This window comes from Burkholderia sp. AU6039 (assembly GCF_002223365.1).
GTDB lineage: Bacteria > Pseudomonadota > Gammaproteobacteria > Burkholderiales > Burkholderiaceae > Burkholderia.
In genome coordinates this window covers 309,961-330,500 of record NZ_NKFK01000005.1, presented here as the reverse complement: position 1 = coordinate 330,500, position 20,540 = coordinate 309,961, and the positions used below count along the sequence as shown (strand labels likewise).

Here is a 20,540-nt window from a genome sequence, read left to right as displayed (position 1 = left end):
GCTTCGCCGCATGGGTGGCCCTTCAGGCTGCCCGTGAAAGCCGGTTGTCAGCGTCCGCGCACCTTCAGCGCCGGACCATTTTCGTGAGCGCGGCGATGTCGTCGGCGCAAGCCGCGTAAGCGCGCGCCTCGATCCCGCGATAGAGGCGGATGATCTCCTCGCCGACCGGCGTGAGCACGCTGCCGCCGCCGCTCTGGCCGCCATGTTCGGACACCGTCGCCGGCGATTTCAGCGAGCGGTTCAGTTCGTCCATCAGCAACCACGCACGCCGGTACGACATCTTCAGGCTGCGCGCCGCCGCCGAAATCGACCCGTGCTCGCGCACGGCTTCGAGCAGCGCGACCTTGCCCGGCCCGAGCGCGATCGTGTCGGCTTGCTGGATACGCATCCTGAACCGCACCTCAGGCTTGGGGTGTGCCGGTGTCTTCATGTTGTCCCGCCCTTTGAACGATGCGGGCAAGCATACACGATGGCCGGTGCGGCAGGCGCCGGTTCAGACCTCGAGCACGCGCGCGACGATGCCGGCCAGCCGCTTCACGTGGCGCGGTGCGGGCAGGCGGTCGGCGCCCGAGAACAGCAGCGGCGCGCCGTCGTCGATCGACAGCGGCGCGTCACCGCATTCGAACGCGACGATCACGTGTTCGCCGACGGGCGTGTTGAACAGTTCGTGCCAAGAGAACGTGACCGCGTAGCCGTCGTGCGCATGCGCGATGAACACCATGCGCTTGAAGTCGCCCGGCGCGTCGTTGCGCAGTCCGGCCGCGTCGAGCAGATCCTTCAGCCGCGCGCCGCGATACGGCGCGACCGAGCGGATGAAGCGGTTCGTCGTGAAGCAGCGCAAGTCGAACGGCTCGGCCGTCGCGCTCGCGTGCCGGCGCAGGTCGTCGAGCGTCACCGTCATCGGCCGCTCGAATGCGCCCGTCAGCGCGATCGAGCCTGCCTCCGCCTGATGCGCCGAAGGCGCCGCCGTCCCTGCCATCTCCATCGCCCGCCTCCATGACGGCCCGTCGGTGGACAGGCCTGCGTTGTATCGGCGGATATATTACGCCGCTAAAAAGCCGGCCGACAGAAGGTGCGCCGCATGGGCGGCATAACGGCGGCCGATCGCGCCCGCACTGCGTGGCGCTACGCCAGCACGACGTGCTTGATGACCTTCTTGAGGCCTTTGTAGCTGTCGACCGATTCCGCCTTCGCATCCGTCACCAGTGTGCCGATCCGCGCCGGCTCGCAGAAGCTGATCCGGCTGTTCGTGCCGAGCTTGCTGAAATCGGCCAGGATCGCGACGTCCGCCGCGTTGCTGACCATCGCGCGCGCCACTTCGGTTTCCATCCGGTCGTAGTTGGTCGCACCGCGCACGGCATCGACGCCCACCGGTGACAGCAGCGCGAGATCGGCGCGGTAGCGGAAGATCTCGGCGACCGTGCCGTCGCCGACGGTCGCGGCCGCGCGGCTGCCGATCATCCCGCCGAGCAGGATCGTTTCGTTCCTCGCCTGCGCCGGGTCGCTCGACCGCATCTTCAGCGCGACGTCGATCGAGTTCGTGACGATCGTGAGGCCCGACAGCTTCGCCAGTTCCTCGGCCAGCAGCGTCGTGGTCGTGCCCGCATCGATGAACAGCGTCTGCGAGCCCGCGACCAGCCTGGCCGCCGCGCGGGCGATCGCCAGCTTCGCCTTCACGTGCGTCTGCGCGCGCTCGGCGATCGGCGCTTCGTCGCCCACCTGCACCGCACCGCCGTGTACGCGCTTCAATTCACCGAGCGCCTCGAGGTCGACGAGATCGCGCCGCACGGTTTCCCGCGACACGTTCAGGTCGGCCATGATCCGGTCGGTGGAAACGCGTTGCATCTTCGATAACAGAAGCCGGATCCTCTGGTATCGCTCTTCTTGCCACATGGAATGTCCTCGGAATGAGCGTCAATGTTATTCGAACGGCGGGCTATGCAGCGCTCTCCTCCATCTTTTTGATGCCGACGAGGGTCTGCAAGGATTGACGGACCGCCTGGAACTCGCGGCTCGTCATCTTTGAAAACACCACGTGGATGCGGTCGTCGTCCGGCTCGGCGTCGTCCTGCTCGATGATGAACTGGACGATGCGCGCCTGGTCGATGCCGGGCATCGCCTGCAGCGACGTCAGCTTCACCGCGCCGCGGCGCGCGAGGATGCGCACGCCCCAGCGCTGCCGCGCGGCGAAGAAGCGCTTCTCGATCGGCTTCAGGCCGGCCAGGATCGCGAGCACGATCGCCGTCGCGGCGATCGCGGCGACATACATGCCGCCGCCCACGGCGAGCCCGACCGCCGCCACGACCCACAGGCTCGCCGCGGTCGTCAGGCCGCGGATGATCTCGCCGCGCAGCATGATCGACCCGGCGCCGAGGAAGCCGATGCCCGACACCACCTGCGCGGCGACGCGCGACGGGTCCAGCGACACGTTCTTCGCGTCCTGGATATCCGCGAAACCGAACGCCGACACGACCATCACGAGCGCGGCGCCCACCGCCACCAGCATGTGCGTGCGCAATCCGGCGGCCCACGACAGGCGCTCGCGCTCGATGCCGACGATGCTGCCGAGCAATGCCGCCAGCAACAGGCGGGACACGATTTCCAGCTGACTGATCATGCGAAGTCTCCTTGCTTTGCCTGGTCTACCTGATGAAACGCGGCCCGCCTGGGCCGCCGCCCGACTCTTCCTGCCCTCGCTCGCCCGTGGCCAACCTCGGCAACCGGCGAGTTGTATTTTTGTGCGTTCTTGCGATTTTGTGGTTTCTAATATACGGTACGCAAAACTACAAAGCCAGACCCAGGTTCGCTTGTTTCATCCGATCGGCACGATCAATCGTCAGACCATTCAGGCAACACGATCCGGAACACTTGCTTAGGAGACCAACATGATGAAGAAGGCATGGATGCTGGCGGCCACACTGCTCGCGGCGCTGGCGACGGCCCCCGGTCACGCGTCGGAAAGCGACGTCTGCAGGAAGGTGACGCTCGGCGATGTCGGCTGGAGCGATATCGCCGCTACCACCGGCGTCGCGATGATGCTGCTCGACGGGCTCGGCTACGAGGCGACCAAGACGATCGCGTCGCCGCCGATCGTGCTGGCCGGCGTGAAGAAGGCGCAGATCGACGCGTTCCTCGGCTACTGGGATCCGAGCATGACGCCCACGGTGAAGCCGTTCGTCGATGCCGGCGCCGTCCATCAGTTGCCGCAGCCGAATCTGATCGGCGCGCGCTACACGCTGGCCGTGCCGCAATACGCGTCGGACAAGGGCCTCAAGAGTTTTGCCGACATTGCCAAATTCCGCGACCAGCTCGACGGCAAGATCTACGGGATCGGCGCCGGCAACAACGGCAACGCGCTGGTCCAGCGGATGATCGACAAGAACGAGTTCGGGCTCGGTGGCTTCAGGCTGGTCGAATCGAGCGAGGCCGGAATGCTCGTGCAGGTCACGCGCGCGGTGCAGGAGCACCGGATGATCGTGTTCCTTGCATGGGAGCCGCATCCGATGAACATCAACTTCAAGATCGCCTATCTCGACGGCGGCGACAGCGTATTCGGCCCGAACTACGGCTCCGCGAAGGTCTACACGCTCGTCACGCCCGGCTACCTCGAACGCTGCCCGAACGTCGGCCGGCTGCTGACCAACCTGAAGTTCACGACCGACGAGGAGAACCAGTTGATGGTGCCGATCATGAATCACGCCGATCCGGTCGCCGTGGCGAAGGAATGGGTGAAGAAGAACCCCGGCGTGCTGTCGAAGTGGCTCGACGGCGTCACGACCATCGACGGCAAGAGCGCGAAGGACGCGATCGAGAAGCGCATCGGCACATGACCACGCAACACAAGGAATCCTCCATGCACAAGAATCTCGCGCTGTTCGACCTCGACCACACGCTGCTGCCGCTCGACAGCGACCAGGCCTGGAGCCGCTTCATCACGCGGGTCGGCTGGCGGGAAGACGACGCGCACGTGGCGCTGATCGACGAGCACTACGCTCACTATGCGGCGGGCACGCTCGACATGGACGCGTATCTCGCCGTGACGCTCGCACCGCTCACCCGCTATCCGCGCAAGGTGCTCGAACGCTGGCATGCGCGGTTCATGGACGAAGTGATCCGCCCGGCGATTACGCCGCAGGCGCGCGAGCTGGTCGACCGGCATCGCGAGAACGGCGATCTCTGCTGCATCGTGACGGCGACCAACGTGTTCGTCACGCGGCCGATCGCGGCGGAATTCGGCATAGAGCACCTGCTCGGCATCGAGCTCGATACCGACGACGGCACGCCAGGCGGTGCGTTCACCGGGCGCAGCACGGGCGTGCCGAGCTTCCGCGAAGGCAAGATCGTGCGCACCACCGCGTGGCTGGCATCCCTTGGCTACGCGCCGTCTGATTTCGAACGCACCTACTTCTATAGCGACTCGATCAACGACGTGCCGCTGCTGGATTACGTCACGCATCCGGTCGCCACCAATCCCGACTCCAGGCTGTTGCACGTGGCCGGCACGCGCGGGTGGCCTGTCATGAAGTTGTTCTGATTCGGGCGATATCCTCTGCTGTCCATTTTTCATGTCTGGAGGGGTAATGAAATACGGAGCACGCAGCAACAGTCTCGATCATTCAGGAATCCGACTCGAATCGGATCGAAAGCCTGTCGTCAATTCGCGTCAACCGGAAAGCCGCTTTCCGCACTGGCGCGGCGTTTTCATGATCGCACTCCTGTGCACGCTGGCCGCCTGCGGTGACGGCGACTCGGGCACGCCAGCCGGCATGGCGGCCGCGCGCGCGGCCGCACCGGGCTCGGCGTCCACGCCCGTCCTGCACTGCGCGAGCGCGTGCCACTGACCGACGCCGGCCCCCGGGCCAGCCATCCAAGACAGAGAGCGATCATGCAAAACAAACCCACAACCCGACGTCAATTCATTGCCGATGCGCTGAAGCTCGCCGGCGCCACCGCGATCACGGGCATGCTGCCCGAAAGCATCGCGCGCGCGCAGGCGATTCCGGCGGCCACCGTGACCGGCACGATCCAGGACGTGAAGCACGTCGTGATCCTGATGCAGGAAAACCGCTCGTTCGACCACTACCTCGGCACGCTGGGCGGTGCACGCGGCTTCGGCGATCCGCGGCCGGTCGTGATTTCGAGCGGCTATCCGGTGTGGCGACAGCCCTGGATGCTGTCCTACGTGTTCCCGTTCAACCCGTCCCCGCCCTTCGGCACGGCGAATGGCGACACCTACTACGGCGACCTCCCGCACGACTGGGGCACCACGCACAGCGCCTGGAACAACGGCCGCTATGACAACTGGACCGCCGCGAAGACCAGCGGCACGATGTACTACTTCACGCAGAACGACATTCCGTTCTACTACGCGCTGGCGAGCGCGTTCACGGTGTGCGACGCGTACCACTGCTCGATGCTCGGCCCGACGGACCCGAACCGCCTGTATCTGTGGACCGGGTGCTGCGGCAACGTCACCGGCTATTCGCCGTACACGACCAACACGATGACGGGCACCGGCTGGACCACGATGCCGGAGCGCCTGAACACGGCGGGCGTCACGTGGAAGTTCTACCAGGACAAGGGCAACGGCCTGGATGCCGGCCTTGGCTACGGCGAATACAACGGCTCGAAAAGCGATCTCTGGTGGAACGGCAATTACGGCGACAACGTCATCCTGAACTTCAAGCAGTACCAGAACCTCGGTGCGAGCGATCCGCTCGCGCCGGCGCTCAACGGCACGCAGATCGACCCGTCAGGCGGCGGCAAGGAATACGACACGAACCTCTTCAGCCAGCTGCGGGCCGACGTCGCCAACGGCACGCTGCCGCAGGTGTCGTGGATCGCCGCCCCCTACGCGTACTGCGAACATCCGTCGTGGGCCGCGAGCGGCGGCGAATGGTACGTGAGCAACGTCCTCAATGCGCTGACGTCGAATCCGGCGGTGTGGGCCAGCACGGTGCTGCTCGTCATGTACGACGAGAACGATGGCCTGTTCGATCACATGCCGCCGGCCGTCCCGGCCAGCGCCGCTGCCGGCACCGGGCAGTCGACGGTGTCGACGGCCGCCGAATTCGTCGCGAGCAGCGGCGCCGCATCGGACGGCTCGGCCAGCGGCGACGTGCCGATCGGGCTCGGCCCGCGCGTGCCGATGTTCGTGATCTCGCCGTGGTCGAAGGGCGGCAAGGTCAACTCGCAGGTGTTCGATCACACCTCGGTGATCCGCTTTCTGGAAGCGCGCTTCGGGCTGCAGGAGACCAACATCACGCCGTGGCGACGCACGGTGTGCGGCGACCTGACGTCGGCCTTCGATTTCTCGAACGCCGATCAGGCGGTGCCCGCGATCCAGCCGCCCGCGAGCAACATGAACCCGAACGGCCCGGCCGTCCCGATCCCCTACCCGACCACCACCGCGGTGCCGGCGCAGGCCACCGGTCGCAGCACCGCCTGCCCCCTGCCCTACGAGTTCTTCGTGCAAGGCAAGGTCAACCGCGTCGGCCGCGCGCTCGCGCTGACGATGACCAACACCGGCACCGCGGGCGTGCACCTGCAGGCATGGGTCGACGGCACGAGCACGATCCCCCGTCACTACACGATCGCGGCCGGCGCGAGCCAGTGCACGACCCTGTCGGATTCGCTCGCGCTGAACAGCGGCGGCGGCTACGACTACTCGGTCTACGGCCCGAACGGCTTCCTGCAGACGTTCCGCGGCAGCATCGGTTCGTCCGGCAACACGGGATCGACCGCCGAAATCAGCCTGTGCTACGACGTGGCGAACGGCAACGTGCAGATCACGCTCGACAATTCGGCGGGGACCAGCGCGACGACGTTCCAGCTCACCGACAACGCCTACGGGATGAACACGCGGCAGTCGTACACCGTCGCCGGCGGCGCGACGCAGGCCGTCACGTGGTACGGCGACGGCGGCTGGTATGACGCCAGCATCCGCGACGCGAACGATCCGAACTTCCTGCGCCGGGTGGCCGGCTGCGTGCAGACGCAATCCGGCACGCTGCTCACGGATTCGGCGATCGGCAATACCAGCAAGAAGTTCGTCGCGGCACTCGCGTCACAGGGCTCGACGTACGGCACGCTGCGGTTCGACTACGTCGCGCCGCCGTGGAGCCACAGCCCGAAGAACTGGGTGGGCATCTTCGCGCATGGCGCGCAGCCGACCAAGGGCAGCTACAAGTCGTGGGCGTACCTGCCGAAGAGCTGCGGCTCGCTGCTGTTCTCGTCCACGGCGAACAGTTCGCTGGCGTCGGGGCAGTACGATGCGTGGTTCCTGTTCGACGACGGCTACACGCCGCTCGCGGGCCCCGTCACGATCAACATCTGACGGTATGGCCAGCCGGTGTCGGCCGCCCGCATCGGGCCGACACGCATTCGGGCGCGACGTACCCCGTCGCGCCCGAATGCTTTTTCAGCCACGCGGCACGCGCTAGACGAGCCGATCCTCGTGGAACGCGCCGAACGGCCGTACGGATATCAGAACTTGTGACGCAGGCCGATCCGCGTGACGAACTGCGTGTTCGCGCCCGCGTTGCCGATGAACGACCCCGACGAGCCGATCTCGGCCTGCACCGGCACCACGCGGCCGTTGATCGTGTTGCTGCCCGACGCCTTCTGGTAGGCCGCGCTCACGTACACGTCCGTGCGCTTCGACAGCGCATAGTCGAGCGCGGCGTTGACCTGGTGCCACTTGCCGTCGAAGCGGCCGTCGAGCTTCGAGAACGTATAGCCGAGACCGCCGCTCAGGGCCGGCGTGAACGCATAGCGGCCGCCGATTTCGTAGTTGTTCAGCTTCGACGTCTCGCCCGACAGCGGCACGAACTTCGTGTGCGTCCAGTTCGCCCACACGAGGGCCGCCGCGATCGCATAGCGCGCGCCGACGCCGACCGTCTCGAGGTCGCGCAACCCTTGCGTGTTGATGTTCGCGATGCTCACGCCGAACGCGGGCTGCGCGCCGTTCGGGAAACGGATGTTCGTGTACGCAGCGCCGATGCCGAACGGCCCTTGCGCGTAGTTCGCGCCGAAGCTGTACGCGCTCGACGAACCCTGCGAACCGTTCGCGCCGGTCGTGGTCGGCGTGCCCGCGAACTGCGTCGAGTTCGAGAAGCCGTACATCGCACCGAACGTGAGGCCCGCGAAGTTCGCGCTCTGGAACTTCACCGCGTTGTTGATGCGGCTCGACGTCAGCTGGTCGAGATCGTTGATGTGATACGCGTAGTTGCCGGCGGGCGTCTGGCTGCCCATCGAATAGTTCGCGCCGATGTAGTCGGTCGAGAACGAGTACTGGCGGCCGAACGTCAGCGAGCCGATGCCGTTTTTCGACAGGCCGACGAATGCCTGCCGGCCGAAGATCGCGCCGCCCTGGCCGATCGAGCCGTCGCCGCTGCTGAAGCCGTTCTCCAGCACGAACAGCGCCTTCAACCCGCCGCCGAGATCCTCGGTGCCGCGGATGCCCCAGCGGCTGCCCGACGCGACGCCGTCACCGTACTTGACGAGCTTGTCGTGCCCGCCCGTCGTCGCGACCTTGTTCGAATACGTGATACCCGCATCGATCAACCCGTAGAGCGTGACGCTGCTTTGCGCGTGCGCGGCGGTGCCGAACATCCCGAGTGCGGCCGCGGCCACGATGGTCTTTTTCATGCTCACTTCCTTTTTGTTGTTGACGCGCGCACCTGCGTCGCAGCGTGACGCGCGGCGTGTTGACGAAGAACCGGCTGATGAACGAGCGCAAGCCACCGGATCGCCGCACGCAGCACCACCTCATGCGCGTGCACGATGTTTCGTTTCGATGCCAGTGTGGGCTTGCGGAAGCGGCATGCCGTAGGGCGGCCGCTCGTGTTGCAGCGTCGACAAGCGTGCGCACCGGTTGCGCATGCCGCGACGACGCGTTGCTCCGGCGATGCAGGTCAGCATCTCTTCCGGCTTTCGTGGAGCGGGTGGACGACGTGGCGCCTGACGACGCCACGACCTTCGATATATTTCGCGAAATATATCGAGTTGTCACGCAACCGTAAACAGTTATTCGGGTTCCTGTCGTCTTTCATCCACATGCGATCGACGGCCATGCAGATCGAAGACGCGACACGCGACGGCCGTCATCGCAGCGATGCGAGTACAGGGCCACCGCCGAAATCCAGCATAATCGGGCGAGTGAACGAGCGCCTCGGCGAGCGCGCGAACCTCGCACACGTTTGCGCGTCCGTCAGGTTCGGCGCTCGACCGCATTCCGTCGCCTCGGACGCAGCCGGTCTGTGCCGGTCTCGCGCGCGGCGAATTGTGCAGGTGCATGAAAGCGAAGCCAGAACACACTCCATGCGGCGCATATCATGGCGCCGACAATCGCATCACGGACACCACCACGCATCCCGCAGAAGACAGGACACCGACACATGGACCGAGCCGAGCACATCAGCATCGAACAGACGAGCGGGCTGCCCGCCGACGAGCTGGACCGATGCGACTTCTCGTTCGACATCGCCTGGGAATTGAACGCGCCGTATCAGGACTTGCTCGATCTTCGCGCGCTGCCGACGCGGCGCAAGAATTACGGCTTCGATCCGGCCGGCTGGGCGGACGAGGCGTCCGGCAAGACGGCGCTCTTTCGCGCGACGGCCGGCGGCCGGCTCGCCGGGTTCGTGGCCATCGGCCAGAGCTGGAACGGGATGGCGGCGATCGCGGAGCTGGCCGTCGACCGCCCGTGCCGGCGGCAAGGCATCGGCCAGTTGCTGCTGGCGACCGCCGAATCGTGGGCGCGCGGCCACGGGTTCGGCTTCATGCGGCTGGAAACGCAGTCGAACAACGTCGCCGCGTGCAGCACGTATGCCCGCTCAGGCTTCGTGCTGGGCGGACACGATCGTCTGCTGTACGCGGACGACGAGAACGACGGCGAAGTGGCGCTGTTCTGGTACAAGGACCTGCGCGACGGGCAGACCGCACGCATCCGCACGGTCGACCCGGAATCGGTGCGGCCGGTGCGCTGACGCACGGCCGCCCGTGCGTCATGGCCGAATCAGTGTCGCGTTACGTGCGCGTCGCGACGATGAACAGGCGCGGGAACGGCAGCAGCACGGTGCCGTCGGCGAGCGCCGGATAGCCGCCCGGGCCGGCGAGCGCATCGCGATACTGCGCGAGAAACGCCGCGCGCTCGCCGTCGTCGAGCGCCGCGAGGAACGGCCGCAGCGCGCTGCCCTTGAACCACTCCACGACCGCGTCGGCACCGCCGCGCAGCGGGTGGTAGTAAGTCGTGCGCCATACGTCCACCCGCGAGCACAGCGGCGACAGCAGCGCGTGGTAGTCACGCGCATCGAACCGCTCGGTACGTGCCGCACCCTTCAGCTTGTCCGCCCACGGCCCGGCCGCGGCGACCTCGCGCATCAGCCGGTGCGCGGGTTCGTCGAGGTTGTCGGGCATCTGCACCGCAAGATGGCCGCCCGATGCGAGCCGGCCGACGAGTGCCGGAAACAGCGTGTCGTGCGCGGGCACCCATTGCAGCACCGCATTCGCGAGAATCAGGTCATAGCCGCCCGGATCGTCCCAGGTGGAAATATCCACGACATCGAAACGCAGGTCCGGCAGGCGCGTGCGCGCGGCGTCGATCATGTCCGCCGATGCATCGATCCCGTGGACGGTTGCGTCCGGCGCACGCGCGATCAGCGCCTCGGTCGAATTGCCTGGCCCGCAGCCGATGTCGATCGCGGTATGGATCGGCGTGTTCGGCACGGCGGCCAGCAGGTCGCGGATCGGCCGGGTGCGTTCGTCCTCGAATTGCACGTACTGGGCCGCGTATCGATCGAGTGGGGTCGTCATGTCGTTCTCCTGGTCGGCGTGGTCGGCGTGGACGGCGTTGCATTCGATGCGAACGGGATGCCGGTGGCCGTCGATGCACCGCATTCTGCGATCGTCACCGAGTTCAGTAAAATGAATTTAATATCGTGATTGATTCAAATCTCTAATGAAAATCGATACGCTCGGTGTCCAGGCCTTCGTCGCCATCGCCGACGGCGGCAGCTTCCGGCAGGCGGCCGACACGCTGCACGTCACGCAGACAGCCATCACGCAGCGGCTGCGCAAGCTCGAAACCTTCCTCGGCGTCGCGCTCGTCGAGCGCACCACGCGCCGCACCACGCTCACCGAAATCGGCCGGCGTTTCCTGCCGCAAGCGCGCCGGTTGCTGAACGAACTGTCCGATGCACTCACCGAAATCCGCGAAACCGGCCTGAGCCAGCGCGGCGACGTCACGATCGCATGCGTGCCAACGGTCGGCGTGCAATACCTGCCGCGCATCCTGCGCGCGTTCTCCGCGCACCGGCCGCACGATCGCGTGAAGATCCTCGATCATGCGTCGGCGTCGGTGCTGCAGGCCGTGCTGCATCGCGAGGCCGAGTTCGGCATCGGCATCGCCGGCGACCAGCATCCCGAGCTGGTCAACGTGCCGCTGACGAGCGACCCCTATGTGCTGGTGTGCCGCGACGATCATCCGCTCGCGAAGCGGCGGCGCATTCGCTGGGCCGCGCTGCAGCCGCATCCGCTGATCTTCGCCGGTGAAGTGAGCGGCAATCGCGGGCTACTCGACGGCGCGCTGAAAACGAGCGGCGTGTCGCTGCATTCGTTCTACGAAGTGCAGCGCAGCTCGACGGCGCTCGGCCTCGTCGCGGAAGGGCTCGGCGCGGCCGTGGTGCCAAAGCTCGCGATCCAGAAGAACGCGTATCCGATGATCCGCACGATCGAGCTCGTCGAGCCGGCGATATCGCGCACGCTCGTGCTCGTCACGCGCAAGCGCGCGCAACTGTCGCCGGCCGCGCGTGCGTTGTACGACATGATCGTCGAACAGGCGACACCCTGACGACTGTGTCAGGGGGGCCTCACCAAGCAGCGCCTTCGGGGTAGTATCGCCACACGCGGTCGCAATGGCCGGTGCCTACCCGGCGCCGCGCGCGTCATGCCACCGCTGCAACGGCCGTTCCTCACCACCCCTGCACGGAGCACTGCATGGCCTATCGCAACTACCACAAGCGCAAGATTGCAGACCGGGAACTTCATCCCGAAACCCAGATGATGTCGTACGGCTACGATCCGTTCCTGTCGGAAGGATCGGTGAAGCCGCCCGTGTTCCTCACGTCGACGTTCGCGTTCCGCACGGCCGAGGACGGCGCCGAATTCTTCGACGTCGTGGCCGGGCGCAAGCCTTCACCGGAAGGCGAAGGCGCGGGCCTCGTCTACAGCCGTTTCAATCACCCGAACCTGGAGATCGTCGAGGATCGCCTCGCCCTGCTCGACGATTCCGAAGCCGCCGTCGTGACGTCGAGCGGCATGTCGGCCATCGCCGCGATCCTGCTGACCTTCCTGCGGCCGGGCGACTGCGTCGTCCAGTCCGTGCCGCTGTACGGCGGCACCGAAACGCTGATCTCGAAGTTCCTGCCCGAGTGGGGCATTCGCTCCGAAGTGATCGCCGACGGGCTGTCCCCCCACGCGATCCGCGCCGCGCTCGAAGCGGCCGCGCAAAAGGGCCACGTGCGGATGTGCTACATCGAAACGCCCGCGAACCCGACCAACGCGCTGTTCGACCTCGAAGGGCTGCGCGGCGAGATCGACGCGTTCGAGGCACGCCACGGCTATCGCCCGCTGTCGGTCTGCGACAACACGTTGCTCGGCCCGCTGTACCAGAAGCCGTCGCGGCAGGGCATCGACCTGAGCGTGTACTCGCTGACGAAGTACATCGGCGGGCATAGCGACCTCGTCGCCGGCGGCGTCACGGGCGCTCGCGCGCTGATCACGAAGATTCGCTCGGTCCGCAGCACGCTCGGCTCGCAGCTCGACCCGCATTCGTCGTGGATGATCACGCGCTCGATGGAAACGCTCGTGCTGCGCATGCAGCAGGCCGCCCGCAGCGGCAGCGCCGTCGCCCGCTGGCTCGCCGACAATCCGCATCGGCCGGTGCGCGTGCTGCACCCGGAACTCATCGACGATCCGGCGTATCAGGCCGTCTATCAGCGCCAGTGCAGCGGGCCGGGTTCCACGTTCGCGTTCATCCTCGACGGCGGCCGCGAGCAGGCGTTCCGGTTCATCAACCACCTGACGCTCTTCAAGTCGGCGGTCAGTCTCGGCGGCACGGAGTCGCTGATCTGCCATCCGGCGTCGACCACGCATTCGGGCGTGCCGGCCGACGCGCGTGCGGCGGCGGGGGTGTCGGAAGGGTTGATTCGCGTGTCGGTCGGGCTCGAACATCCGGACGACCTGATCGCCGACCTGTCGTACGCGCTGGAGCATTGCTGACCGGCGTGGCATGCGCCCCGTGGCGGTTCGCACGGGGTGAAGCCGGTGGGCACGGTGCAGGGATTCAGCGACGCCGCCCGCGCGCGGTTGCCGGCATTCGCGCCACGCCATCGTGCTTGCCGCACAACGCGAGCCGGCTCAAAGCACCTTCACCATGAACACGCGCGACGTCCCTTCCGGCTCGCACGGCACTTCGCCGAACGCTTCGTAGCCCTGCTTCCGGTAGAAATCCGGTGCCTGGAACGAGATCGTGTAGAGCACCGCACGCGCGCATCCCCGTCGTTTCGCTTCCGCCTCGGCCTCGCGCAGCAGCCGGCTGCCGAACCCGCCGCCGCGCAGCGATTCGGGCAGGTAGAACAGATCGATGAAGAAGAGGCCGAGCGACGTGCGCCCCGTGAGGCCACCGATGATCTCGCCGGTCGCGGGATCGGTGACATACACGTCGAGCGTGGCCGCGTCGGCGCGCCCCGTCATCGCGTGATTGAATTCGCCGAGCTTGCCGCTGATGAAGTCGTGTGCGGCCGGCTGTTCGGTGTCGGTGAGCCGGATGGAAACGTCGGGTTGCGTTGTCATGGGGCAGGTTCGGTCGAAGAGAGACACCGCCGGGCATGCAACGCCCCGCGCGGGAATCGTACGACTATAGCGCGGCGGCGCGCATGCCGTGCTGGCTCACCCGCCGCCTTCGTCACCCGTCGTCACGCATCACGTGGCCGGCCGCGTTCATGCCCTTGCCCCACCCCTGCCCTCACGCCACCGCGAACGCCGCCTTCATGTCGGCGATGCGGCGACGCTCACGCGCGATCATCATCCGGTTCACGACGATCACGCCGATCGTCACCGCCGTGATGAACAGCGTCGCCAGCGCGTTCATCTCCGGGTTCAGCCCCAGCCGCACGCGCGAGAACACCACCAGCGGCAGCGTCGTCGAGCCCGGCCCGGACAGGAACGCCGACAGCACCAGGTCGTCGATCGACAGCGTGAACGACAGTAGCCACCCCGACAGCAGCGCCTGCGAGATCAACGGCAGCGTCACCACGAAGAACACCTTCAGCGGCGTCGCGCCGAGATCGAGCGCCGCCTCTTCCAGCGACTTGTTCATCTCCTTCACGCGCGACTGCACGATGATCGCCACGTACGACACGCACAGCATCACGTGGCCGATCCAGATCGTCACCATCCCGCGCCCCTTCGGCCAGCCGAACATCTGCTCCAGCGCAACGAACAGCAACAGCAGCGAGATGCCCTGGATCACTTCCGGGATCACCAGCGGCGCGTTGATCATCCCCGTGTACAGCGTGAAGCCCTTGAAGCGGCCGAAGCGCGCAAGCACGAAGCCCGCCCACGTGCCGATCACGACCGACGCGGTCGCCGTCAAGAGACCGATCTTCAGCGACAGCCACGCGGCGCTCAGCAGCTCGTCGTCGTCCAGCAGCGCCGAGTACCACTTCAGCGAGAAGCCCGACCACACCGTCACCAGCTTCGACTCGTTGAACGAGTACACGACCAGGCTGATGATCGGGATGTACAGGAACAGGAAACCGAAGGCGAGAACGCCCGTCGACAGCGGTTTGCTCGGCTTGATCATTTCGCGTCCTCCAGTTCCTTGACCTGGTAGTACTGGAACAGCGCCATCGGCACCAGCAACAGCAGCACCATCGCGACCGTCACCGCGGACGCCATCGGCCAGTCCATGTTGTTGAAGAATTCATCCCACATCACGCGGCCGATCATCAGCGTGTCGGCGCCGCCGAGCAGCTCCGGAATCACGTACTCGCCCACCGCCGGGATGAACACCAGCAGGCTGCCGGCGATGATCCCGTTCTTCGACAGCGGCAGCGTGATCCGCGTGAACGCGACCCACGGCTTGGCGCCGAGGTCGTACGCGGCTTCGAGCAGCGTGAGGTCCATCTTCACGAGGTGCGCGTACAGCGGCATCACCATGAACGGCAGGTACGAATAGACCATCCCGATGTAGACACCTGCATCGCTGTGATAGAGGCGCAGCGGCGTGTGGATGATGCCGAGCGCGATCAGCGTGTGGTTCAGGAGCCCGTCGTCCTTCAGGATGCCGATCCACGCGTACACGCGGATCAGGAACGACGTCCAGAACGGCAGCATCACGGCCATCATCAGCACGTTGCGGCGGTTCGGCTCCGAGCGCGCGATGTAGTACGCCATCGGGTAACCGATCAGCAGGCACAGCACCGTCGAGACAGCGGCCATCTTCAGCGAGCTGAGGTAGGTCGCGATGTACAGGTCGTCCTGCAGCAGGAACGCGTAGTGCGACAGCTGCAGCGCGAAGTGCACGACGCCGTCCTTGATCTCGACGAGCGACGTGTACGGCGGGATGCCCATCACCTGGTCGGCGAAGCTGATCTTCAGCACCAGCACGAACGGCAGCGCGAAGAACACGGCCAGCCACACGAACGGCACGCCGATCGCGACGCTGCGGCCCGACGGCAGGAAGCGCGCCAGCGCGGCAAGGCGGCCGCGGCGCTTGTACGCCTGGGGCGCGGCGGTCGTACCGGTCGACACCGGAGCGGAGGGCGTGGAAGCAGAGGTTCTCATCGTGGCGTCCTCACTGCGTCAGCACGACGCCGCTGGCCGGCGACCACGACACGAACACGTCGTCGTTCCACGCCGGTGCGTTGTCGTTCATCAGGTGCGAGCTCGACAGGTTCGACACGACCGTCTTGCCGCTCGGCAAGCGCACGTGGTACAGCGAGTAGCTGCCCATGTACGCGATGTCGGTCACGACGCCGCGCGCCCAGTTGTGTTTCGAGCCCGGTTTTTCGCGCGACACGTGAATGCGTTCCGGGCGCACCGAGATGCCGACCGGCATCCCGAGCGGGCCTGTGACGCCGTGGCTCACGTACATGCGCGCTTCGAGGTCGTCGCTCTCGACGAAGATGTGGTCGGGTTCGTCTTCGACCACGCGCCCTTCGAACAGGTTGGTCGAGCCGATGAACTCGGCCGAGAAGCGGCTGTTCGGAAACTCGTACACCTCGCCCGGCGCGCCGATCTGCACGATCTTGCCTTCGCTCATCACCGCGAGGCGGCTGGCCATCGTCATCGCCTCTTCCTGGTCGTGCGTGACCATCACGCAGGTCACGTCGACCTTCTCGATGATGTTCACGAGTTCGAGCTGGGTCTTCTGGCGGATCTTCTTGTCGAGCGCGGACATCGGCTCGTCGAGCAAGAGCAGCTTCGGGCGCTTGACCAGCGAGCGCGCGAGCGCGACGCGCTGCTGCTGCCCGCCGGAGAGCTGGTGCGGCTTGCGCTGCGCGTACTTGCTCATCTGCACGAGCGCGAGCGCATCGGCCACGCGTTCCTTGATCTCGTTCTTTGGCGTGCCTTCCTGCTTCAGGCCGAACGCGACGTTCGATTCGACCGTCATGTGCGGGAACAGCGCGTACGACTGGAACATCATGTTCACCGGGCGGCGGTACGGCGGCAGCGAAGCAAGGTCCTCGCCGTCGACGAAGATCTTGCCGGAGGTGGCCGTCTCGAGCCCGGCGAGCATGCGCAGCAACGTCGACTTGCCGCAGCCGGAGCTGCCGAGCAGCGCGAACAGCTCGTTCTTCGCGATCGTCAGGTTCACGTTGTCGACGGCGGTGCTGTCGCCGAATTTCTTCACGACGTTTTCGATGCGTACGAAGGCGTCGTTCGGCTTGAGCATGTCCGTCGTCGGGCGATGCAGCGCATCAGGTGTACTGAATGAATCCCGTTTCATGATGGTCCGTTGTAAGCAGGTAAGCGAATCTCAGGCGTCAGGCGCGACCGGCCGGGCAGCCGCACCGTGCTGGCGGAGAGGAATCGAGCGATTCCTCGTCCGGAACGTATGGCGCAACGAAACAGGGGTGGGGAAACGCACGGCGATCGGCGGCCATCCGTGGCGACCGACCGAGGTCGCTGCGCAGGCTGTCATGAAGATTTCATCGGTTTTCATCGGGCTTTCCGCACGTTTCTGTCGTCTCCAGTGCGAATTTTTAAACGCGTCAAAAACCTTTTGGATCGCGGATTTCCGTTCCGGACATTGAACGGGATCGATGTTTGGCGAGGCAGGAAAACGGGGGCACGAGCCGGCCCCGTGCGGCAGCGCGGGCGCCCGGCGGCATGGGCGCCGCCGGGTGAAACGGAGGGTCGGGAAAACGAGCAGCCGGGCGGCTGCCAGGCGCGGCCGGTGCGCCGCGCGTGTTACATCACTTCGCGTTCAGTTCCTTCCAGCGCCGGTAGACGTTGATCGCGTCGCCGTGCTTCTGCTGCACCATCGGCAACCGGCGCTCGTCGATCGGCTTCGCATATTCGGCGTAGAACGTGTCGAGCTCGAAATACTTGCGGTCGTCGCGGTAGAACGGCGCGTAGTCCTCGCGCGTCGTGATGTAGACCACGCGCTTCGGGCTGCAGTAGTACAGCGAACCGAGGCACATCGGGCAAGGGCTTGCGAGAATGTAGATCTCGCAGTCGCTCAGGTGCTCGGTGCCGAGCGTGCGGCACGCATCGCGCACCGCGAGGATCTCGGCGTGCGCGGTCGGGTCACTGGTTTGCGCGACGAGGTTCGGGCTTTCCGCGACGATCTCGCCGTCGCGGACGATCACCGTCGCGAACGGGCGGCCACCCTCTTCCACGTTCTTCATCGCGAGATCGATCGTGCGTTTCACAAAATCCATGGCTGCGTCCTCGTTGAAACGGAATGGCGGGAACGCGCGCCGGCCGGCGGCCTACGCACATCGGGCAGGAACCTGCGCGGCACCGCTGCCGCGGCGCCGCGCCGGCGTCAGAACGGCTTGGTCGGCAGGTACTTGCCGTCGAGCGTGATCACCGCGCGCGAACCGCCTTCGGGATCGTCGACCTTCTTCACGTCGAGCCGGAAATTGATCGCGCTGATGATGCCGTCGCCGAACTTCTCGTGGACCAGCGCCTTCAGCGTCGTGCCGTACACCTGCAGCATTTCGTAGAACCGGTAAATGGTCGGGTCGGTCGGCACGCGATCGTCGATGCTGCCGCGCAGCGGGATCATCTGCAGCAGCAGCACCGCATCGTCGTCGAGGCCGAGCTTGTCGGCAACGCTGCGTGCGGCTTGCGCCGGCAGCGCGTGCTGGCCGAGCAGCGCGGCCGTCACGAACGCTTCGCTCAGGCCCGTGCCTTCGGTGAGCTGCGCGAACGACAGGTTCTTGCGCGCCTTCGCGAGCACGATGGTTTCGGCAAGTGCGTGGCGGGCGGTCTGGCTGTGCTGGGACTGGATCATGGCAATTCCTCGTGGTGGGGTGGGAGCAATCCGGATTCAGGCCGCGACGGCGAGCGTCGCGGGCGTGGCGCGGACCTCGGGGTGGTCCGCCAGGGAAACGAACCGGCCGGTCGCGCCGTCGTAGGCGTCGATGCAGCCCGATTCGATGTCGTAGACCCAGCCGTGCAGCGCGAGGCGCCCTTCTTCGAGCGCGAGCCGCACGGCGGGGTGCGTCTTCAGGTTGGCCAGTTGCGCGACGACGTTCTCGCGCACCATCGAGTCGATCCGCTCGCGTTCGCTGCGATGCGGGCGCGCCTCGTTCACGACCCGTGCCGAATCGGCGTAGCGCAGCCAGTGGCCGACGGCCGGCATGTGATCCAGGCACTGGCAGGTGGCGATCGCGGACATCGCGCCGCAATCGGAATGGCCGCAGATCACGACGTCGGTCACGCGCAGCGCGGCCACCGCGTATTCGACCGATGCCGATACGCCGCCCGGCTCGGGGCCGTATGACGGCACGATGTTGCCGGCATTGCGGATCACGAACAGGTCGCCCGGTTCGCGCTGCGTGACGAGTTCGGGCACGAGCCGGCTGTCCGAGCACGAGATGAACAGCGCCCGTGGGTTCTGGCTGCGCGCGAGATCGCGGAACAGTGCGGCGCGCTCCGGATAGGCGTCGCGCTGGAACTTCAGGAAGCCTTCGATGATGTCCTTCATCGTGTGTTCTCCGGTGCAGGTGGAATCGATGAAGGGCAGGTTACGCCGGACTTCCAATAACGTAAAAGACTGATTTATGATCTTCCCGATAAGCAGGACTTATAGGAACCGCCATGCTGCTGCGCCATATCCACTACTTCCTCGCCGTCGCCGAGCACCGCAGCTTCACGCGCGCGGCCGCCGCACTGCACGTGTCGCAGCCCGCGCTGTCCCAGCAGATCCGCCAGCTCGAGGAGACGCTCGGCGCGCAGCTGTTCGACCGCACCGGGCGCGTGACGCGGCTGACCGACGCCGGCGACGTGTATTTCCGCTATGCGCGGCAGGCGCTGCACGATCTCGCGGAAGGCCGGCGCGCGATTCACGACGTGCAGGACCTGAGCCGCGGCTCGCTGCGGATCGCGGTCACGCCGACTTTCACGAGCTATCTCGTCGGGCCGCTCGTCGAGGCGTTTCACGGCCGCTATCCGGACGTGTCGCTGTCGGTGCGCGAGATGTCGCAGGAACGCATCGAGGCGCTGCTCGTCGACGACGAGCTCGATGTCGGCATCGCGTTCGAGGATGTGCAGACGGCGGATATCGAAGCACAAACGCTGCTGGTCGAAACGCTCGCGCTCGTCGTGAACCGCGAGCATGCGCTCGCCGGCAAACGCAAGGCCGGCGTGCGCGCGCTGCATGACGCGCCGCTGGTGCTGCTCACGGCCGAGTTCGCGACACGCGTGCAGATCGACCGCTATTTCCGCGAGCAAGACGTGCGGCCGCGCGTGTTGATGGAAGCGAATTCACTGGGGGCGGTGATCGAGATCGTGCGCCGCACGAACCTGGCGACGCTGCTGCCGGCGACGATCGCGACCGGCCATGACGATCTGGTCGCCATCGCGCTCGATCCGGCCGTCCTGCGGCGCACGGCCGTGCTGCTGCAGCGCAAGGGGGCGTACCGAAGCGCGGCCGCGCGCGCGTTCGTCGAACTGGCGCTGGCGCGGCAGGCGGGGAAACGGGAAAAAAGAAAGTGAACCGCGCCCGGCACGTCTCGAGACGTGCCGGGTCATGAAGGCCGGCTTTGCCCCGGACCGGGGCAAGCCATCGCGTCAGTTGTACCCGAGAATCGCCACCGCCGCGACGTCCGGCCGATCGATCGTATTCCCGACGAGCGACGTCATCGGCTCCTGCAGCACGGCCTGATACGACGTCACGCGCGGCTCGTCCGGCGCGCCCGGCTCACCCGGTGCCGGTTCGTCGAACGCGGCATCGAAACCGCTGTAAAAGCCCGCTTGTGTCTGCGAAAAAGTCATCTCCATTCCTTTCATCGATTGTGTTT

23 protein-coding genes are annotated in these 20,540 nt (G+C 66.2%); 8 read left to right on the top strand and 15 right to left on the bottom strand.

Annotated elements, in window-relative coordinates; translation table 11 throughout:
* Positions 1-64: 64 nt before the first annotated feature.
* From CFB39_RS19255 to CFB39_RS19240, 4 genes are all read right to left on the bottom strand, one after another.
* Positions 65-388: a winged helix-turn-helix domain-containing protein gene (locus CFB39_RS19255; protein WP_034188511.1), complete on the bottom strand. Its 324-nt coding sequence runs from the start codon at positions 386-388 to the stop codon at positions 65-67.
* Between the two features lie 105 nt (positions 389-493).
* Entirely contained in the window at positions 494-985 is a 492-nt protein-coding gene (locus tag CFB39_RS19250) for a molybdopterin-dependent oxidoreductase (protein ID WP_089428448.1), read from the bottom strand.
* A gap of 140 nt (positions 986-1,125) precedes the next feature.
* A complete protein-coding gene (locus tag CFB39_RS19245; RefSeq protein ID WP_089474029.1) occupies positions 1,126-1,893 on the bottom strand; it encodes a DeoR/GlpR family DNA-binding transcription regulator in 768 nt (255 codons plus the stop codon).
* Between the two features lie 43 nt (positions 1,894-1,936).
* Positions 1,937-2,617 (bottom strand): MgtC/SapB family protein, encoded by a 681-nt coding sequence (locus tag CFB39_RS19240; protein WP_089474028.1) that lies wholly within the window; start codon positions 2,615-2,617, stop codon positions 1,937-1,939.
* 268 nt (positions 2,618-2,885) lie between these two features.
* Between CFB39_RS19240 and CFB39_RS19235 the strand changes: the two genes are divergently transcribed.
* From CFB39_RS19235 to CFB39_RS19220, 4 genes are all read left to right on the top strand, one after another.
* Positions 2,886-3,830 (top strand): choline ABC transporter substrate-binding protein, encoded by a 945-nt coding sequence (locus tag CFB39_RS19235; protein WP_089474027.1) that lies wholly within the window; start codon positions 2,886-2,888, stop codon positions 3,828-3,830.
* Positions 3,831-3,853: 23 nt separating this feature from the next.
* Positions 3,854-4,534, top strand: a complete 681-nt coding sequence (locus CFB39_RS19230; protein WP_089474026.1) for an HAD family phosphatase — start codon at positions 3,854-3,856, stop codon at positions 4,532-4,534.
* A 169-nt stretch (positions 4,535-4,703) separates the two neighbouring features.
* Positions 4,704-4,841 (top strand): hypothetical protein, encoded by a 138-nt coding sequence (locus tag CFB39_RS40870; protein WP_256991423.1) that lies wholly within the window; start codon positions 4,704-4,706, stop codon positions 4,839-4,841.
* Between the two features lie 44 nt (positions 4,842-4,885).
* On the top strand, positions 4,886-7,336 hold the full coding sequence (locus CFB39_RS19220) for a phosphocholine-specific phospholipase C (RefSeq protein ID WP_089474024.1): 2,451 nt from the start codon (positions 4,886-4,888) through the stop codon (positions 7,334-7,336).
* Positions 7,337-7,485: 149 nt separating this feature from the next.
* Here the strand turns inward: CFB39_RS19220 and CFB39_RS19215 are convergent, their stop codons facing one another.
* Entirely contained in the window at positions 7,486-8,649 is a 1,164-nt protein-coding gene (locus CFB39_RS19215; protein WP_089474023.1) for a porin, read from the bottom strand.
* A 749-nt stretch (positions 8,650-9,398) separates the two neighbouring features.
* Here CFB39_RS19215 and CFB39_RS19210 point away from each other — a divergent pair.
* On the top strand, positions 9,399-9,989 hold the full coding sequence (locus tag CFB39_RS19210) for a GNAT family N-acetyltransferase (protein ID WP_089474022.1): 591 nt from the start codon (positions 9,399-9,401) through the stop codon (positions 9,987-9,989).
* A gap of 40 nt (positions 9,990-10,029) precedes the next feature.
* Here the strand turns inward: CFB39_RS19210 and tam are convergent, their stop codons facing one another.
* Entirely contained in the window at positions 10,030-10,815 is a 786-nt protein-coding gene (gene tam, locus CFB39_RS19205) for a trans-aconitate 2-methyltransferase (RefSeq protein ID WP_089475600.1), read from the bottom strand.
* A gap of 145 nt (positions 10,816-10,960) precedes the next feature.
* Here tam and CFB39_RS19200 point away from each other — a divergent pair, with 145 nt between their 5' ends.
* Both CFB39_RS19200 and CFB39_RS19195 read left to right on the top strand, forming a co-directional pair.
* Positions 10,961-11,851 (top strand): LysR family transcriptional regulator, encoded by an 891-nt coding sequence (locus CFB39_RS19200; protein ID WP_089474021.1) that lies wholly within the window; start codon positions 10,961-10,963, stop codon positions 11,849-11,851.
* 146 nt (positions 11,852-11,997) lie between these two features.
* Entirely contained in the window at positions 11,998-13,281 is a 1,284-nt protein-coding gene (locus CFB39_RS19195; RefSeq protein ID WP_089474020.1) for a cystathionine gamma-synthase family protein, read from the top strand.
* A 138-nt stretch (positions 13,282-13,419) separates the two neighbouring features.
* Here the strand turns inward: CFB39_RS19195 and CFB39_RS19190 are convergent, their stop codons facing one another.
* The 8 genes from CFB39_RS19190 to CFB39_RS19160 form a co-directional block, all read right to left on the bottom strand.
* Positions 13,420-13,854, bottom strand: coding sequence for a GNAT family N-acetyltransferase (locus tag CFB39_RS19190; RefSeq protein ID WP_089474019.1), 435 nt, complete (start codon positions 13,852-13,854; stop codon positions 13,420-13,422).
* 172 nt (positions 13,855-14,026) lie between these two features.
* Positions 14,027-14,866 carry an ABC transporter permease subunit gene (locus tag CFB39_RS19185; RefSeq protein WP_089473679.1) on the bottom strand — a complete coding sequence of 280 codons (840 nt, stop codon included), beginning with the start codon at positions 14,864-14,866 and terminating at the stop codon, positions 14,027-14,029.
* Positions 14,863-15,849, bottom strand: coding sequence for an ABC transporter permease subunit (locus tag CFB39_RS19180; RefSeq protein ID WP_089473678.1), 987 nt, complete (start codon positions 15,847-15,849; stop codon positions 14,863-14,865). Before CFB39_RS19180 ends, CFB39_RS19185 begins: the two co-directional genes overlap by 4 nt.
* Before the next feature lie 10 nt (positions 15,850-15,859).
* On the bottom strand, positions 15,860-16,960 hold the full coding sequence (locus CFB39_RS19175; protein WP_244115294.1) for an ABC transporter ATP-binding protein: 1,101 nt from the start codon (positions 16,958-16,960) through the stop codon (positions 15,860-15,862).
* An 84-nt stretch (positions 16,961-17,044) separates the two neighbouring features.
* Positions 17,045-17,230, bottom strand: a complete 186-nt coding sequence (locus tag CFB39_RS39500) for a hypothetical protein (protein WP_144030279.1) — start codon at positions 17,228-17,230, stop codon at positions 17,045-17,047.
* 253 nt (positions 17,231-17,483) lie between these two features.
* Positions 17,484-17,951: a nucleoside deaminase gene (locus CFB39_RS19170; RefSeq protein WP_089428463.1), complete on the bottom strand. Its 468-nt coding sequence runs from the start codon at positions 17,949-17,951 to the stop codon at positions 17,484-17,486.
* Positions 17,952-18,058: 107 nt separating this feature from the next.
* Positions 18,059-18,529 (bottom strand): cyanase, encoded by a 471-nt coding sequence (gene cynS / locus CFB39_RS19165; protein WP_089428464.1) that lies wholly within the window; start codon positions 18,527-18,529, stop codon positions 18,059-18,061.
* A gap of 36 nt (positions 18,530-18,565) precedes the next feature.
* Positions 18,566-19,225, bottom strand: coding sequence for a carbonic anhydrase (locus CFB39_RS19160; RefSeq protein WP_089474017.1), 660 nt, complete (start codon positions 19,223-19,225; stop codon positions 18,566-18,568).
* A gap of 113 nt (positions 19,226-19,338) precedes the next feature.
* Here CFB39_RS19160 and cynR point away from each other — a divergent pair, with 113 nt between their 5' ends.
* Positions 19,339-20,235: a transcriptional regulator CynR gene (cynR, locus tag CFB39_RS19155; RefSeq protein WP_089474016.1), complete on the top strand. Its 897-nt coding sequence runs from the start codon at positions 19,339-19,341 to the stop codon at positions 20,233-20,235.
* A 75-nt stretch (positions 20,236-20,310) separates the two neighbouring features.
* Here cynR and CFB39_RS19150 read toward each other — a convergent pair whose 3' ends face one another.
* A complete protein-coding gene (locus tag CFB39_RS19150) occupies positions 20,311-20,514 on the bottom strand; it encodes a hypothetical protein (RefSeq protein WP_089429190.1) in 204 nt (67 codons plus the stop codon).
* Between the last annotated feature and the right edge of the window lie 26 nt (positions 20,515-20,540).

Coding starts and splice junctions, on each gene's coding strand:
- CFB39_RS19255 (WP_034188511.1), bottom strand. CDS start 388: ATGCGTATCCAGCAAGCCGACACGATCGCGCTCGGGCCGGGCAAGGTC.
- CFB39_RS19250 (WP_089428448.1), bottom strand. CDS start 985: ATGGAGATGGCAGGGACGGCGGCGCCTTCGGCGCATCAGGCGGAGGCA.
- CFB39_RS19245 (WP_089474029.1), bottom strand. CDS start 1,893: ATGTGGCAAGAAGAGCGATACCAGAGGATCCGGCTTCTGTTATCGAAG.
- CFB39_RS19240 (WP_089474028.1), bottom strand. CDS start 2,617: ATGATCAGTCAGCTGGAAATCGTGTCCCGCCTGTTGCTGGCGGCATTG.
- CFB39_RS19235 (WP_089474027.1), top strand. CDS start 2,886: ATGATGAAGAAGGCATGGATGCTGGCGGCCACACTGCTCGCGGCGCTG.
- CFB39_RS19230 (WP_089474026.1), top strand. CDS start 3,854: ATGCACAAGAATCTCGCGCTGTTCGACCTCGACCACACGCTGCTGCCG.
- CFB39_RS40870 (WP_256991423.1), top strand. CDS start 4,704: ATGATCGCACTCCTGTGCACGCTGGCCGCCTGCGGTGACGGCGACTCG.
- CFB39_RS19220 (WP_089474024.1), top strand. CDS start 4,886: ATGCAAAACAAACCCACAACCCGACGTCAATTCATTGCCGATGCGCTG.
- CFB39_RS19215 (WP_089474023.1), bottom strand. CDS start 8,649: ATGAAAAAGACCATCGTGGCCGCGGCCGCACTCGGGATGTTCGGCACC.
- CFB39_RS19210 (WP_089474022.1), top strand. CDS start 9,399: ATGGACCGAGCCGAGCACATCAGCATCGAACAGACGAGCGGGCTGCCC.
- tam (WP_089475600.1), bottom strand. CDS start 10,815: ATGACGACCCCACTCGATCGATACGCGGCCCAGTACGTGCAATTCGAG.
- CFB39_RS19200 (WP_089474021.1), top strand. CDS start 10,961: ATGAAAATCGATACGCTCGGTGTCCAGGCCTTCGTCGCCATCGCCGAC.
- CFB39_RS19195 (WP_089474020.1), top strand. CDS start 11,998: ATGGCCTATCGCAACTACCACAAGCGCAAGATTGCAGACCGGGAACTT.
- CFB39_RS19190 (WP_089474019.1), bottom strand. CDS start 13,854: ATGACAACGCAACCCGACGTTTCCATCCGGCTCACCGACACCGAACAG.
- CFB39_RS19185 (WP_089473679.1), bottom strand. CDS start 14,866: ATGATCAAGCCGAGCAAACCGCTGTCGACGGGCGTTCTCGCCTTCGGT.
- CFB39_RS19180 (WP_089473678.1), bottom strand. CDS start 15,849: ATGAGAACCTCTGCTTCCACGCCCTCCGCTCCGGTGTCGACCGGTACG.
- CFB39_RS19175 (WP_244115294.1), bottom strand. CDS start 16,960: ATGCTCAAGCCGAACGACGCCTTCGTACGCATCGAAAACGTCGTGAAG.
- CFB39_RS39500 (WP_144030279.1), bottom strand. CDS start 17,230: ATGAAAACCGATGAAATCTTCATGACAGCCTGCGCAGCGACCTCGGTC.
- CFB39_RS19170 (WP_089428463.1), bottom strand. CDS start 17,951: ATGGATTTTGTGAAACGCACGATCGATCTCGCGATGAAGAACGTGGAA.
- cynS (WP_089428464.1), bottom strand. CDS start 18,529: ATGATCCAGTCCCAGCACAGCCAGACCGCCCGCCACGCACTTGCCGAA.
- CFB39_RS19160 (WP_089474017.1), bottom strand. CDS start 19,225: ATGAAGGACATCATCGAAGGCTTCCTGAAGTTCCAGCGCGACGCCTAT.
- cynR (WP_089474016.1), top strand. CDS start 19,339: ATGCTGCTGCGCCATATCCACTACTTCCTCGCCGTCGCCGAGCACCGC.
- CFB39_RS19150 (WP_089429190.1), bottom strand. CDS start 20,514: ATGACTTTTTCGCAGACACAAGCGGGCTTTTACAGCGGTTTCGATGCC.